Origin of the sequence: Pelagibacterium sp. 26DY04, assembly GCF_031202305.1 — a bacterium.
Classification (GTDB): Bacteria; Pseudomonadota; Alphaproteobacteria; order Rhizobiales; family Devosiaceae; genus Pelagibacterium.
Map to the genome: position 1 here is coordinate 554,112 of NZ_CP101731.1, position 14,080 is coordinate 568,191.

The 14,080-nt window shown below is 62.6% G+C and carries 13 protein-coding genes; 7 read left to right on the forward strand and 6 right to left on the reverse strand.

The features are described 5' to 3' along the window. Positions 1-8: 8 nt before the first annotated feature. The 4 genes from NO932_RS02565 to NO932_RS02580 all read right to left on the reverse strand — a co-directional run bounded on the left by NO932_RS02565 (position 9) and on the right by NO932_RS02580 (position 4,349). Positions 9-1,109: a hypothetical protein gene (locus tag NO932_RS02565; RefSeq protein ID WP_309209459.1), complete on the reverse strand. Its 1,101-nt coding sequence runs from the start codon at positions 1,107-1,109 to the stop codon at positions 9-11. After that, the gene (locus NO932_RS02570) at positions 1,102-2,139 is read right to left on the reverse strand and encodes a beta-propeller fold lactonase family protein (protein ID WP_309209461.1); all 1,038 of its coding nucleotides are present in this window, start codon (positions 2,137-2,139) and stop codon (positions 1,102-1,104) included. The genes NO932_RS02565 and NO932_RS02570 overlap by 8 nt, the downstream gene beginning before the upstream one ends. 26 nt (positions 2,140-2,165) lie before the next feature. Beyond that, positions 2,166-3,488 carry an ABC transporter substrate-binding protein gene (locus tag NO932_RS02575; RefSeq protein WP_309209463.1) on the reverse strand — a complete coding sequence of 441 codons (1,323 nt, stop codon included), beginning with the start codon at positions 3,486-3,488 and terminating at the stop codon, positions 2,166-2,168. 165 nt (positions 3,489-3,653) lie between these two features. Beyond that, entirely contained in the window at positions 3,654-4,349 is a 696-nt protein-coding gene (locus tag NO932_RS02580; RefSeq protein WP_309162805.1) for a GntR family transcriptional regulator, read from the reverse strand. Between the two features lie 92 nt (positions 4,350-4,441). Here NO932_RS02580 and NO932_RS02585 point away from each other — a divergent pair, with 92 nt between their 5' ends. The 7 genes from NO932_RS02585 (at position 4,442) to NO932_RS02615 (ending at position 12,393) form a co-directional block, all read left to right on the forward strand. Continuing rightward, positions 4,442-5,164: a FadR/GntR family transcriptional regulator gene (locus NO932_RS02585; protein ID WP_309162804.1), complete on the forward strand. Its 723-nt coding sequence runs from the start codon at positions 4,442-4,444 to the stop codon at positions 5,162-5,164. 70 nt (positions 5,165-5,234) lie between these two features. Then, positions 5,235-6,176, forward strand: a complete 942-nt coding sequence (locus tag NO932_RS02590) for a dihydrodipicolinate synthase family protein (protein ID WP_309209465.1) — start codon at positions 5,235-5,237, stop codon at positions 6,174-6,176. 210 nt (positions 6,177-6,386) lie between these two features. After that, positions 6,387-7,895, forward strand: coding sequence for an ABC transporter substrate-binding protein (locus tag NO932_RS02595; RefSeq protein ID WP_375142817.1), 1,509 nt, complete (start codon positions 6,387-6,389; stop codon positions 7,893-7,895). Positions 7,896-7,973: 78 nt separating this feature from the next. Further along, positions 7,974-8,897 (forward strand): ABC transporter permease, encoded by a 924-nt coding sequence (locus NO932_RS02600; protein ID WP_309162801.1) that lies wholly within the window; start codon positions 7,974-7,976, stop codon positions 8,895-8,897. 11 nt (positions 8,898-8,908) lie between these two features. Next, on the forward strand, positions 8,909-9,823 hold the full coding sequence (locus NO932_RS02605; RefSeq protein ID WP_375142869.1) for an ABC transporter permease: 915 nt from the start codon (positions 8,909-8,911) through the stop codon (positions 9,821-9,823). Beyond that, complete coding sequence (locus NO932_RS02610) at positions 9,820-11,454, forward strand: ABC transporter ATP-binding protein (RefSeq protein ID WP_309209469.1); 1,635 nt, start codon at positions 9,820-9,822, stop codon at positions 11,452-11,454. The genes NO932_RS02605 and NO932_RS02610 overlap by 4 nt, the downstream gene beginning before the upstream one ends. Before the next feature lie 45 nt (positions 11,455-11,499). Continuing rightward, positions 11,500-12,393: a DMT family transporter gene (locus NO932_RS02615; RefSeq protein WP_309209470.1), complete on the forward strand. Its 894-nt coding sequence runs from the start codon at positions 11,500-11,502 to the stop codon at positions 12,391-12,393. Here the strand turns inward: NO932_RS02615 and NO932_RS02620 are convergent. After that, positions 12,390-13,328, reverse strand: coding sequence for a 2-hydroxyacid dehydrogenase (locus tag NO932_RS02620; protein WP_309209471.1), 939 nt, complete (start codon positions 13,326-13,328; stop codon positions 12,390-12,392). The two genes, NO932_RS02615 and NO932_RS02620, sit on opposite strands and share 4 nt — an antisense overlap. Positions 13,329-13,348: 20 nt before the next feature. After that, on the reverse strand, positions 13,349-14,074 hold the full coding sequence (locus tag NO932_RS02625) for a ribonuclease activity regulator RraA (RefSeq protein ID WP_309209472.1): 726 nt from the start codon (positions 14,072-14,074) through the stop codon (positions 13,349-13,351). Positions 14,075-14,080: the final 6 nt, after the last annotated feature.

Genomic DNA, 14,080 nt, shown 5'->3' on the forward strand with positions numbered 1-14,080 from the left:
TGCTCCGATCAGGCGCCGAACGCACCCTGGATATTGGTCAACGCCGTCTGCAACGCGCTGCAGGCATCGCCACCCGAGAGGCCGGCGTCATCGTCGTCCCCTTCGACTTCGGTATCCTCGGCGCCTTCCTCGTCATCGTCGTCATCTCCGGTACCGATCAGGGCACCGAACATGTCCGATGCCGTCTCCTCGTCCTCAGGTACGAACAGGCTGGCAACGCCGGCCAATTCGCCGTCATAGAGGTCGTAGAGAGCATAGAGCGTCTCTCGCGCCACGGCTTCATTTTCGCCGTAAGCGGCGCAAGCCTCGCTCGCAAGAGCGGAAATATGCCCGGCGAGCCGCGCGGCATCCCGCCCGGGATAGAGATTTGCATCCACCACCGTTTCGACAATGCCGCCCAGGCGCTGGGCCGGTGCTTCGGCCTCTTCCGGGTTCCAGCCGGCGACCGATTCCGGCGGCTGGGCTTGCGGGTAGAGCCCGTCGAGCGTTTCGAACATCTCCTGGGCGTCAGCCACCTGTTGCTCGGAAGCATCGGCCTCGATCTCGCTCCAAAGCGCTTTGACGCGCTGCAGCGCAACCCAACCATTGGGATATTCCCAGGGTTCGTTCCCTTCGGCGGCTTCTTCATAGCCTTCCGCCACCCCGCCTTCGGCCAGCAGGAGCTGGATCATCACCCCGCCGGTGAACGCGGGCGTGCCGCGCAGATTTTCGGGAATGACCACATCATAGGCCTGGATCAGAAGCGCCCGTGCCTCCTCGACAGAAGCCGAAGTGTCCTCGCCCGCTTCGGCTGCTTTCGCTACCGCCTCGAGCGCGGCGCGCAGGTTTTGCGCCAGCTCGGCATCGGTCGTCGCCAGCGTACCCTCGAAACGTTCGAGAGAAGCCCCGGTTATCCCTTCGACGGTCTCGACCAGTTCATCGTCATAGGGGGCCTCGAACTCGGAGGCGAGATCGAGCCCCAGCCCGATCGACTCCAGCCCATAGGCCTGACTCAGCGCAACGGTATTCTCGAAGAAGGGGTCGCCCGAATATTGCGCAAAGCCGGTGGCAGGCGCGAGGGCAAGCGAAAGTGCGATTGCACTGATGGAAAGAGGAAAGCGCTTAGTCATTGGACGGCACCAATCCGATTTCAACCGAGTGAGCGCCACGGCCCACCGCTATGTTGTTGATCACCGTCAGGCTCTCGGTATCGATCACCGAGACGCTGTCGGAAAGCCCGTTCGCCGTGAACACGCGGCTGCCATCGGGAGTGATGGCGATGCCCCAGGGCCGCCGTCCCATCTGCTCGCTGATGGTTTCGATCACCTCATTGGTCGCCGTATCGATCACATAGACCGAACTCGTGCCGCCACCAGCGACATAGAGTCGGCTGCCATCTGGCGACACGGCGATTTCCACGGGCCGGGAATCAAGCCCCAGATCGATGGTATCGGTCACCACCTGTTGCTCGGTGTCGATCACCGAGATCGTTCCGCCGATTTCCGCCGTCACATAGGCTTTGGCCCCATCGGTCGAAAATTCGACGACGCGCGGCCGGTTGCCCACCATGACGTGCTTGACCGTTTCCATCGCCTCGATATCGATGATGGTCACCGTGTGGGTGGCTTCCGCCGTCACATAGGCCCAGCGGCCGTCGGGGCTGACGGCGACACCCTCGGCCTCGATTCCGACACGGAATTCGCCGAGCTGCTCCCCCGTCTGCGCATCATAGCCAGCGCCCAACGCCAAGGCTTCAAGGGAAGCCCAGATCTGCGAGCCGTCGGGGCTGACGGCGAGACGCTCGGGATTGCCGCCTGCATCGATCTCGTTGACGATCTCGTTGCTCTCGACATCGACGATGGTGATCGAATCTTCTGGCGTCTGCCGCTCGGGATAGAAATCGCTTACCGAAATATAGATGGTCGAGCCATCCGGGCTCACCGCCATGCCGCGCGGGCGCACTTCACCGGCCCGGTCGGAGATGACGATGGTATCGACCACTTCCTGGCTTGCGGAGTCGATCACCGAAATATCCGCGCTGAACTCATTGGCGACGTAGACCCTGTAGGTTTCCTCCTGAGCAAGGCTCATGGCTGGCAACGCCATACCGGCGATGCCCATAAGGGCAATGGTGCGCAATCTTCGCGTTATCGAATGCATTGTGGTCCTCCTCCTTGCCGAAAAGCTTAAAACTGGCAGCTGCTTTGCGCTTCCAGGTCGCCCAATTGGTCCAGCCGCTCCACAGGATCGGTGCCGGGCATGTAGATGGCAGGTAACTCGCCCACCAACTGCCCCACAAGGCGCGGCTCGGTCGCTTCGGGATCGATGTCAACCAGATAGAGCGGCTGGCGCATCTGGTGGTCCCAGGGGCGGAATGAGGTGCCGATCCCCTTCCAGACGTCGAACACCGAATTGGGCGCGCTAAGATGGGCAAAGACGCTTTCGGGCTCGGTCGAGCCGGTAAACGTCGCTGCCTCGAAAAAGGCTTTGACTGCCTGGTAGGTCGCCCAGGCGGCCTGCTCCATGGGTTCACCCCAACGCTGCATGTAACGCGCGTTGAGTTCGCGCGCGCCATAGGCGTCGAGCGTGGGCTCCCAGGCCGTGGCCCTCATACCCGCCCCGAGCACGGGCGCGGCCTGGCTCGATTGGACGAAAAATTCACGCGTTTGCGCCGCCGGATCGGGAAACCCGGTCACCATCAGCTCCAGCCCGGCCTCTTCCAGCGTGGCCAGCGCACTCAACTGGTCCTGCGGCGACACCAGCAGGACCACGAGATCGGCGCCAGCGCTTTCGATTGCTGCGACGGTATCGGCCCCCAGCGTGCCACCGGCGGCCATCGTCGCCGAACCTGCCTCGCGCGCTCCGAAATGACGCTCGTTCAGCCCCCACAGCAAACGCTCATGCTGCGCTTGGGCTTGCTCGGTATCACCAACCACGGTGAACCAGTTGCGGAATCCGGCGCGCACATACCAGCCGGCCAGCGCATCGAGATACATCGCGGCGCTGGGCGACATATGGAAGGTCGAAGCGCTGCACATCTGGTTGCGCAGCGCATCGTCGGCAGCCAGAAGATTGATGAAGGGAATGCCCCGTTCGTCGGCAAGTTCGCTGAGCAACCGGGCCTCCTGCCCGTCGAACCCGCCCGCGAATGCGTAGACATTTCTGGAATCGAGAAGCTCCTCGGCGGCCGCGACGACATCGGCGCCTTGCGCCTCTGCTTGCACGACCGCGAAATCGAACCCGAACATATCGGCGTTAAAGGCAAATTCCTCTTCGGCCATGATCGCGCCCTGTTCTGCGGACCGGGCCACCGGCGCCATCAACGGATCGGCACCTTCGATCGGAGGCCGGATGATCCCGATATGGACCGGACCTTCTAGTTGCTGCGCCGGTGCTGCATGTGGAGCCGCCATCAGGACGAGTCCCAGGATCAGTGCCGAAAAGCTTGCCGGCCGAGAGCGGTTATGGGCAGCAGTGTAGCGGGGGTAAGCTGCAAACAGTGCACGCATACTAAATTCTGTGTCGAACGCAGATCGTCCGGCCAAGAGGCGATCCTCCACGCCCTTGGCCTGTCGCTGCGCGACCTCCTCCATTTGATCTCCTCCCTTGGTACGAAAGGGGAGATTCATTTGCAACCGCAATCGGCTCCAGCGGGCAGCCAGTACCGCGCGCTTTCAGAGTTCGAGATAATCGGGGTACTGGCTGCCGACCCAATCGAGCATCGAGAGGGTCTTGGAGAGATGCTCGCGCATTGCTTCGACAGCGGCCGCCGGATCCTCTGCAGCAATGCCCTGGATGATCTTGTCGTGCAGGTCGACCACCCGTTCCATGCCGATATTGGGCAGGTTGAGCATCCGCAGGCGGTCGAGGTGCCCGCTGTGGCGGCGCAGGATCGGCCAGAGTTCGAGGATATCGGCGTGCCGGAAAATGGTGTGGTGGAACTCCCGGTCGGCGATCAGAAATGCTGCATGATCCTTTCGCTGGGCGCGCTCACGCACTTGGGCATTGGCGGCTGTCATATCGGCCACCGCCGCCTTGTTGCCGGTTTCGGCAAGAACGCGGACCGCGTCGGACTCGACGGCCCGACGCATGAAATGGGCCTGCCGGGCCATGTCGATATTGATGCGCGAAACCAGCGTTGCATATTGCGGATAGACGGTGACCAGCCCCTCTTCCTCGAGCTTGAGCAGCGCATCGCGCACCGGGGTTTGGCTCAGCCCGAACTGCTGCTGCAGCGCGGTGCGCGATATGGTCGAGCCGGGGATCAACTCGAGCGCCAGGATTCGCTCGCGGAGATATTCGACGATCTGGGGCGCGACCTGGCGGGTCCGGTCCAGAGCGATGCGGCTTTTCGAAGTAAGTGTGGACATGACGCCGTCGGACGTGAATCTTGATGCTAATGCATTACTACTTAAGCGGCGGCATGGCCAGCCGCAGTGCCCAAGAACCGCGTGAGGGACAGATGATCAAAGTCGAAACCGAGCAGCAAGCCGAGCGTCCTTCGACCTTTGCCGACCAGGTTTACGGGCGGATTCTCTCGAGCATCGCCAGCGGAGCTTTCCCTACGGGCAGCAAGCTGCCGTCCGAAAAACTCTTGGGTGAACGTTATGGCGTTTCCCGGCCCGTCGTTCGTGATGCGCTATCGCGACTCCAGCGCGATGGGCTGATCGAATCGCGCAAGGGCAGCGGCAGCTATGTGCTTTCCAGCCCGCCGGAAGACCTCTCGGCCGCCGCCGATATGGCGCAGATCGCCCGCTATCAGCGCTATCAGGAATTTCGGCTCGTCGTCGAAGGTGCCGCGGCCGCCCTGGCTGCCGAGCGTCGCAGCGCGGCCCAGCTCTCGCGCATCATGGAGGCACACAACAAATTCCTCGCCGAAATCGAAAAGGGCGAATTCCTCTGGCAGTCCGATCGCGAGGTCCACATCGCCATTGCTGAAGCGGCCGGCAACGAGTTTTTCGTCGAAAGCCTCGAAGGGCCGGAGGTGCGGTTGAGCGACTTCATGACGGTGTCACTTAAGTTAACAAGTTCGCGCTCACCGCAACGGGGCATGCTGGTGGCCCAGGAACATTCAAATATTGTGGACGCTATTCGAGGGCGGGATGCTGTAGCGGCGCGTATCGCTATGGAATATCACATTGTTCAGGCGCGCCGCCGCATGCTCGACAAGACGATCGCGCCCTGATGTTGTAAATATTATTGACAGGCTAGATGCTTGTCGCTACGACTGGCGCACTAATGCAGGAGGACAGATAGTGAGCCAGCCCCCGTTGACGCCTTCGGACTACACCCGTTCGGTGGTCGCCGTTCCACCTATTGCCCTGACCTCCGAGGGCGCGGTTGCCGAAACTGCAAACCGCGACCTGATGCGTCACATTGCCGAGGGCGGCATTACATCAGTGCTTTATGGCGGCAACGCCAATCTCTATCACTTCGGAGCTGAAAGCTTCCGCGAGGCGCTCGCGGTGCTGTTTGCCCATTGCCCACCATCCCTGCGCATCCTTTTTTCCGTCGGTCCCGATTTCGGCAAGGCGATGGATCAGGCCGGCGATATCCGCAAGGCAGGCGTGCGCAATGTGCTGCTGTTGCCCATGGCCTTTCCGTCCGACCCGAGCGGCGTCGCCGAAGGGGCCCGCCGGCTTGCTGACCGCCTCGGCTTCGGTATCGTGCTCTACATCAAGCGCGACCGCTATATCGATCCCGAAGCGCTGGCGCGCCTGGTCGATGAGGGGGCGGTCGACTTCGTCAAATATGCAGTCGAGCGTGATGATCCGAGCGACGATTCCTATCTCGACGCGCTGATCGCGGCCGTTGGCGTCGACCGCATCGCATCCGGCATGGGCGAGACGCCGATTCATGACCATATCGGCGCGCGCCGCTTGGCGACCTTTACCTCGGGCGCGGTCTGTATCGCCCCGGCTGCCGCCAACGAGCTGCTTGCGCTCTATCGCGCCGGCGAGATGGATCTGGCGCGGAAACTGAGTGCCCCATTCCTTGATTTCGAGAAGACCCGGGCCAGGCTGGGGGGGACCTCGGTGCTGCACGATGGGATAACCCTCTCGGGTATTGCTGATTGCGGCCCGCTGATGCCGCTTGTTTCCAATCTCGACGAGGACCAAAAGGCACTGATCCGCCCGCAAGTCGAAGCGCTGATGGTGGCTGAAACGGCGGCCCGCAGGCGCGCCGAAGCGGCCTAGCTCGGCGGATGCGAACCTGCGCCAAGTAGCGCCGAGAAGCTCAGACATCCGGCCTGCCGTATAGAGACATTGACTGACTAATGCATTAGTGCTCTAGTGCGATTGTCGGTCACGCCGATGGCATAGGGAGGTTCGGTAGAGGTGCGGCGGGGTCCGGCTGCGCCTCCCCTTAGGGAACTCCAAAAGGACCATGATCGAGGAGGAGGAACCATGACGATCAGGACGAAACTGTTTTCAAGCGTAGCGGGCACACTTGTGGTGGGCTTGATGTCGGGTGCGGGGATGGCTCAGGAGGTAACCGTCGTTCTGCCTGAACAGCCCGCCAATCTGGAGCCCTGCCGCTCAATTCGCGCCGATATCGGGCGCGTCATCAACATGAACATCACCGAGACGCTGACCGACATCAATGTCGAAACCGGTGAGGTGGAGCCACACCTGGCGACCGAATGGGAGCAGGTCGACGATCTCACCTGGCGCTTTACCCTGCGTGAGGGCGTCACCTTCCAGGACGGCGCTCCGCTCAATGCCGAGGCCGTGGTCAACTCCATCAACCGCCTGATGAACCCGGCCCTCACCTGCGACAGCCGCTCCAAGTTCGGTGACGTTACGCTGACCCCGTCGGCTGTGGACGAATATACCGTCGAGGTCGTTTCCGACATCGCTATCCCCATCATGCCTACGCTGATGGGCACAGTGCAGATCGTCTCGCCCAATATGCCCTTCGATGCGGAAGTCAACGAACCGGTTGGCACCGGCCCTTATGTGCTTGCCGAGGCCGATAACGAGCACATCCTGCTCACCCGCAACGAGGATTATTGGGGCGAGGCGCCGGCCGTCACCGAAGCGACTTTCGTATGGCGTTCGGAATCGGCGATCCGTGCTGCCATGGTCCAGACCGGCGAGGCCGATCTTACCCCGGCTATCGCCGTTCAGGACGCGACCAACCCGGAAACCGATTTCGCCTATCTCAACTCCGAAACCACCCGCATGCGCCTCGACATGCAGATGCCCCCGCTTGACGACGTCCGCGTTCGCGAGGCGCTCAACATCGCCATCGACTGGGAAGGCATGGGCGAAGCACTGTTCGGGCCAGATGTGCTCCGTGCCAACCAGATGGTGCCCCCGGGCAATTGCGGCTTCAATGACGCCATCCAGCCCTGGCAGTTCGATCCCGAGCGCGCGCGCCAGTTGATCGAGGAAGCCCGCGCCGATGGCGTGCCTGTCGATACCGAATTGACGATCATCGCCCGCAATGGGTTCTTCCCCAACGCAGCCGAATCCGTAGAGGCCATGCAGGCCATGTGGGCTGATCTGGGCCTCAACATCACCGTGCAGCAACTCGAAGCCGCCGATTGGGTGCGCTATCTCGACAAGCCCTTTCCCGAAGGCCGCAACCCGACCATCTTTCAGCAGCAACACGACAACAGCACGGGCGACGCAGGGTTCACGGTGCCGGTCATGTATACGAGCGAAGGCCAGTATTCGACTGTCGAGAATGAGGAGCTCGACGCGCTGATCCTCGACGCCATGACCTCGAGCGGGCAGGAGCGTTGCGATCTCTTCGCCCAGGCCTTCGCCATGGTCCATGACGAGATCATCGCCGATGTCCCGATGTATCACATGATCGGCTATGTCCGCGTCGGGGAGCGCATCGAGTACCAGCCCGATCTCAAGACCAACAGCGAGGTCCGTCTTTCCGAGATCAGCTTCGCACAATAATTTCGGAGCGGGCGGACGCTGCAAGCGTCCGCCCCGCCATCGGCGGCGGGGGCGGCCGAGCGGCCAAGGAGGAGTTTTATGTTCGCATACGTCTTCAGACGGTCGATCCAGAGCCTTATCGCAGTCGCCGGCCTGCTGGTGCTTGTGTTTTTTCTCTCCCGGCTCACGGGTGATCCCGCCTATCTCTACTTGCCGCTCGATTCGACCGAGGCGCAGCGCCAGGCCTTCAACGAGCTCAACGGCTTCAACGATCCGCTCTATGTCCAGTTCGGGCGTTATCTCGTCGATCTCGTGCAGCTCGATTTCGGCACCGCGCTGAGCCGCAACCGGCCGGCCATGGAAGTGACGCTCGAAGCCTTTCCCGAAACGCTCAAGCTGGCGGCCATCGCCATGAGCCTCGCCATCGCCCTGGCGTTGGTGGTGGGCGCGCTCGCCGCCGCGCGGCCCAACGGCTTTTTCGATCGCGTCGCGACGACGGTTTCGCTGGCGGGCGCCAGCGCACCCGATTTCTGGGTGGCGATCGTCGCAATTCTGGTCTTCTCGGTCTCCCTGGGCCTGCTGCCCACCTCGGGCACCGGCACGCCGCTCCACTGGATCATGCCGATCGCAGTGCTGATGCTCCGCCCCTTCGGGCTTTTGACCCAGGTGGTACGCGGTTCGATGCTCGGCGTTCTAACTTCACCCTATGTCAAGACGGCGCGCGCCAAGGGTGTTTCGGGGCGGAAAATCCTTTTCGTCCATGCCCTGCGCAACGCCATGCTGCCGGTCGTGACCGTCGCTGGCGATCTCACCGCCACGCTCGTCAACGGCGCGGTGGTCATCGAAACCATTTTCGGCTGGCCTGGCATCGGCAAGCTGATGATCGACGCCATCCTGCGTCGCGACTTCGCCCTCATCCAGTCCACAGTGCTGGTGACGGCGGTTGCGATCTTCGTCCTCAACATCGTGATCGACCTCATCTATGCAGCGCTCGATCCGCGCATCCGGCACCAAGCAGCATGAGTGTTCTGTCCATGGAAACCCAAAGCGCCAAAGGGCGCACGAGCCGCATTCCCTTGCCGGCCAAGCTCCTGTTCCGCGATCCCCTGGCCGGAACGGCGACGATCTTTCTGATCCTTGTGGCGCTCTGTGCCATCATTGCCCCCATGCTCATCGGCGATCTCGCCGAATCGCCCAATTTCCGGGCGCGCAATATGGCGCCGTTTTCGCTCGAACAGGGCTTTGCCTATGTGCTGGGCGCCGACACGCTTGGCCGCAGCCTTCTTGCCCGTCTGGCAGTTGGCGCGCGCAATACCCTCGGCATCGCGGCGTTCGCAGTGCTTTGCTCTCTGCTCATCGGCGGCACGCTCGGCCTCATCGCGGGCTATTCGCGCGGCTGGGTGGGCAATCTGATCATACGCGCCACCGATATTGTGATGAGTTTTCCTTCGCTCCTTCTGGCGCTCATCGTGCTGTTCGCGCTGGGGCCCTCCATCCCCAATCTCGTCCTTGTGCTCGCCATCACCCGTGTGCCGATCTATCTGCGCACCACCCGCGCCGAAGTGCTCGAAGTGCGCGAGCGCATGTTCGTCAGCGCCGCGACGGCGCTCGGCGCCAGCCATCTACGGCTGGTCTTCCGTCACATCGCGCCGATGGTGGTGCCTACCATCCTCACCATCGGCGCCATCGACTTTGCCACCGTCGTTCTCGCCGAATCCTCGCTGAGCTTTCTCGGGCTCGGCATTCAGGCGCCCGCCTTCACCTGGGGCTCGATGGTTGCCACCGGCCGCGGCTATCTTGCCACCGCCTGGTGGGTCGCCTTCTGGCCGGGTCTGGCTATCCTTCTCACCACCCTTTCGCTCAACATCCTCTCGAGCTGGTGGCGGACCTATGCCGATCCGCATCAGCGCTGGCGGCTCGAACTGGCAAAACGGGGGAAGTTCAAATGAGCAATTCAGCCACGTCCTTGCTCTCGGTCGACAACCTCACTGTTGATTTCCACTCCGCGACCGGTGCGTTCCGCGCCACCGAAGGGGTGAGCTTTTCGGTCGAAGCCGGAGAAACGCTGGTGATCCTAGGCGAGAGCGGCTCGGGAAAATCGGTGAGCGCCAGCGCCATCATGGGGCTGATCGATACCCCGCCGGGCGAGATCGTCTCGGGCACCATCCGGTATAGCGGCAGGGAAATCACCCACCTCTCCGAGGGTGCCCGCCGGTCGATCAATGGCTGCAAGATCGCCATGATCTTCCAGGATCCGCTTTCCCACCTCAATCCGGTTTATACCATCGGCTGGCAGATGGCCGAGGTCTATACCGCCCACAAGAAGGCGGGCAGCGCCGAAGCGCGGCAGCGCAGCATCGACATCCTGCGCCGCGTCGGCATCCCCGAGCCTGAAACGCGGATCGACTGGTACCCGCACCAGTTCTCGGGCGGCCAGCGCCAGCGCATCATGATCGGCATGGCGATCGCGCTCGGCCCCGAACTGCTGATCGCCGACGAGCCGACAACGGCGCTCGACGTCTCCGTTCAGGCGCAGATTCTTGATCTTCTCAAGGATCTCCAGCGCGAGGAGGGACTGGGGATCATCATGATCACCCACGACCTCGAGGTCGCCGCCAACATGGCCGATCGCATCGTCGTCATGAAAAACGGCCGCATCGTAGAAGAAGGCGACGCGCGGAAAGTGTTCGACCACCCCGAGCACGCCTATACCCGCCAATTGATGGGCGCCTTGCCGGCTCACATCGAAGCCCCCGAGCGCGCAGCGGGGACCGAGCCGATCCTTGCCGTCGAGCATTTGTGCAAGAGCTATCAGCTTTCACCGGGCCTGTTCGGTACCCCGCGCGTGCTCAACGCCGTCGATGATGTCTCCTTCACGTTAAAGCGAGGCGAAACGCTGGGTATCGTGGGAGAGTCCGGGTCGGGCAAGTCCACCATCGCCCGAATCCTGCTGCGCCTGACCGATGCGACCAGCGGAGCCGCCCTGTTCCATGGCGACGATGTCCTCAAGATGGATCGCCAGCAGCTCCTGGCCTTCCGGCGCCGCGTGCAGATGGTGTTCCAGGACCCCTACAGCTCAATGAACCCGCGCATGGACGTATTCTCGATCGTCTCCGAACCCTGGCGCATCCACAAGGATATCCTGGCGCGCGCCCAGTGGCGTGACAGGGTGGCCGAGCTCCTCGGACTCGTCGGGCTCAATGCCGATCACGCCAAACGCTATCCGCATCAGTTCTCGGGCGGCCAGCGCCAGCGCATCGCCATCGCCCGGGCGCTCGCCTGCGATCCCGAACTGCTCGTTTGCGATGAGGCCGTCTCCGCGCTGGACGTTTCGATCCAGATGCAGATCATCGACCTTCTGGGCGATCTGCGCGACCGGCTGGGGCTTTCCTACATTTTCATCACCCACGATCTGCCCATCGTGCGCAATTTCGCCGACCGCATCCTGGTGATGAAATCGGGCAAGGTGGTCGAACAGAACCGCACCGAGGCCCTGTTCCAGAATCCGGCCGATCCCTATACCCGCAAGCTGATCGAAGCCGCGCCCAGGCCAAAATGGGAAAACGCCACGGCGGCCTGATCCATCGGCGGCGCCGGCGTGACAGGCCGGCGCTCGATCCGCCCAATGAAAGCTCCTCCCATGCCGCCTGTCATCCTGGCCTTCGTTCTGATGGGCTTTAACGCCATCATGGCGGCGCTCGACACGGTGTTCGTGCGGTTCGTCTCCGGCGAGGTTCATGCGCTCGAGATCGCGTTTTTTCGTAACTTCTTTTCGCTCCTCGCTCTGTTCTTAATTTTGAAACCGGCGCAGCGCAGTTTCGACGCTAACGGTCTTTGGCCACTCCATTCGCTGCGCGCCATTATCAAGCTGTTGGCGCTGGTCGCCTATTTCATGGCCATCACCATGCTGCCCATCGCACTGGTCACCGCCTTGGCTTTCACCATGCCCCTGTTCGTGACGTTGGGATCTATGCTGTTCCTGCGCGAAGGGGTGGGCTTTCACCGCATTCTTGCGATTTTCGCCGGGCTGGTGGGTATGTTGATCATCCTCCAGCCGCCAGGTATCGAATTCGGCCCCGGCGTCATGCTCGCGCTCGGTTCGGCCATCGGGCTGGCCGGTGTCGCGTTGCTGATGAAGGTGAGTTCGGGCCGAGAGGAGCCGCTGCGGATCGTTTGGTTCAACCTCGTAGTGACCGTGCCCTTCGCGCTGCTGATCGCCATTCCCGTCTGGGTCTGGCCTAGCCCGACCGCATTGGGGCTGATGGCGCTTCAGGGCGTTGGCGGGTTGATCGCGCAGCTTTCCATCGCCCGCGCGTTAAAATTGGCGGATGCCTCAATGGTCATCTCGGTCGATTTCATCCGCCTGCCAATCGTTGCGATTCTGGGTTATTTCCTCTTTGCCGAGAGTATAGAGCTGACGGTTCTCGCCGGCGGCGCACTGATCTTTGCCGGCGTCGTCTACAGCGCTTTCTGGGAAGGTCGCCGCGCCCGCCGCGCCATCCCGCCCGATACGATCTAATTCGGGCGCGCGAAAGGTTCGCCGCCCAGCTTTCCAACGAGCGCATCCACCATGGCATCGCCCATGAACTGCCGTGTCTCGACGGTTCCCGAACCGATATGGGGGGACAGCACCACCCTGCGGTCATCGATCAGCGCTTGGGGCACGTCGGGCTCATCCTCGAACACGTCGAGCGCCGCCCCGGCCAGCCCGTCCCGCGCCAGAAGCGCGATCAGCGCCTGTTCGTCCACGATCGGTCCGCGCGCGATATTGACCAGATACCCATCGGGGCCCAGCGCACCGAGCACTTCGGCGCCGATCATCCCCCGCGTCTGCGGGGTCAGCGGACAGGTGATCACCAGCATCTGGTTGGCGCGGGCCAGTTCCAGCGGCGTTTCATAGAACGGCAACTCCGTGGGTTTGCGGTTGGGGCCGGTGTACGAGGGCTTCGCCCCCACCACCTCCAGCCGTTTGGCGATCTCGCTGCCGATATGGCCGAAGCCGACAATCCCCACCCGCATCCCCTTGAGGGAGCGGGCGAGGGGGAAGACATCCGTAGGCCACTTGCCTTCCCGCACGAAACGGTCGGCATTGATCATCTCGCGGGTCAGTGCCAGGATTTGCGCCAGGGCCAGATTGGCCACCTCCAGCGCCAGGATATGGGAGGTGTTGGCGATCGTTATCCCCTTGCCCCGTGCATATTCGGTGTCGATGTTCTCGGTCCCCGCGCTGTAGCTGGCGATGATCTCGAGCGCCGGCAGCCGGTCGATCATCGCTTTGTCGATGATCGTCTTGCGCACCGCCAGCCCGCGGATCTGCGATCCCACCTGATCGAGCAGTCGTGACGCCTCACCAGCGTCCTCGGGAAGGGCATGGACGATAAACCGGTCCGCGAGTTCTCCAAGCGTCTTTTCCGACAGCTTGGCGGCCTTAAGGATATGCGGCTTGTCGGTCATCTCGTCCCTCTCGTTTCGGCTCAACGGCCGTTCTGCTTGCGCCAGTCGGCAAAGGCCTGCTGGCTCTCTTCCCGCGTCGGGGGATAGAGCCCGATGATCGTCGCCCCGTCACGCACCTTTTCGAGCACGAAATCCTCGAACACCGTCATCTCGGTCGCCTCGTCGGCCACCTCGTCCACGATGGCGCGCGGAATGACGATCACCCCTTCGCCATCCCCCACCATAATGTCTCCCGGCCACACGGCAACATCCCCGCACCCGATCGGCGCATTGATGTCGAGCGCCTGGTGCAGGGTGAGGTTGGTCGGCGCCGAAGGCCGGTTGTGGTAGGCGTGGATATCCATCTCGGCGATCTCGGGGCTGTCGCGGAACCCGCCATCGGTGACGATTCCCACCACGCCCCGCATCATCAGCCGTGTGACCAGGATCGAGCCCGCCGAAGCGGCGCGGGCATCCTTGCGGCTGTCGAACACCATCACCGCGCCTTCGGGCGCCATTTCCACTGCCTTGCGCTGCGGATGGTCGGGGTCGCGAAAGACCGTCAATTCATTGAGGTCTTCCCGTGCCGGGATATAGCGCAGCGTAAAGGCCGGCCCGACCATGTTCTCGGCCTTGCGACCCAGTGGATGCACGTCCTGGATGTACTGGTTGCGCAGGCCGCGCTTGAACAAAAGCGTCGCAAGCGTGGCGGTGCTCACATGCTTAAGCTTGTCGCGCGTCTCGGGGCGGAAAGTGGGTTGGGTCATTGGTAG

Excerpts from the sequence above, each read along its gene's own strand:
- NO932_RS02565 (WP_309209459.1), bottom strand. The coding sequence starts at position 1,109 with ATGACTAAGCGCTTTCCTCTTTCCATCAGTGCAATCGCACTTTCGCTT.
- NO932_RS02570 (WP_309209461.1), bottom strand. The coding sequence starts at position 2,139 with ATGCATTCGATAACGCGAAGATTGCGCACCATTGCCCTTATGGGCATC.
- NO932_RS02575 (WP_309209463.1), bottom strand. The coding sequence starts at position 3,488 with ATGCGTGCACTGTTTGCAGCTTACCCCCGCTACACTGCTGCCCATAAC.
- NO932_RS02580 (WP_309162805.1), bottom strand. The coding sequence starts at position 4,349 with ATGTCCACACTTACTTCGAAAAGCCGCATCGCTCTGGACCGGACCCGC.
- NO932_RS02585 (WP_309162804.1), top strand. The coding sequence starts at position 4,442 with ATGATCAAAGTCGAAACCGAGCAGCAAGCCGAGCGTCCTTCGACCTTT.
- NO932_RS02595 (WP_375142817.1), top strand. The coding sequence starts at position 6,387 with ATGACGATCAGGACGAAACTGTTTTCAAGCGTAGCGGGCACACTTGTG.
- NO932_RS02600 (WP_309162801.1), top strand. The coding sequence starts at position 7,974 with ATGTTCGCATACGTCTTCAGACGGTCGATCCAGAGCCTTATCGCAGTC.
- NO932_RS02605 (WP_375142869.1), top strand. The coding sequence starts at position 8,909 with ATGGAAACCCAAAGCGCCAAAGGGCGCACGAGCCGCATTCCCTTGCCG.
- NO932_RS02610 (WP_309209469.1), top strand. The coding sequence starts at position 9,820 with ATGAGCAATTCAGCCACGTCCTTGCTCTCGGTCGACAACCTCACTGTT.
- NO932_RS02615 (WP_309209470.1), top strand. The coding sequence starts at position 11,500 with ATGAAAGCTCCTCCCATGCCGCCTGTCATCCTGGCCTTCGTTCTGATG.
- NO932_RS02620 (WP_309209471.1), bottom strand. The coding sequence starts at position 13,328 with ATGACCGACAAGCCGCATATCCTTAAGGCCGCCAAGCTGTCGGAAAAG.
- NO932_RS02625 (WP_309209472.1), bottom strand. The coding sequence starts at position 14,074 with ATGACCCAACCCACTTTCCGCCCCGAGACGCGCGACAAGCTTAAGCAT.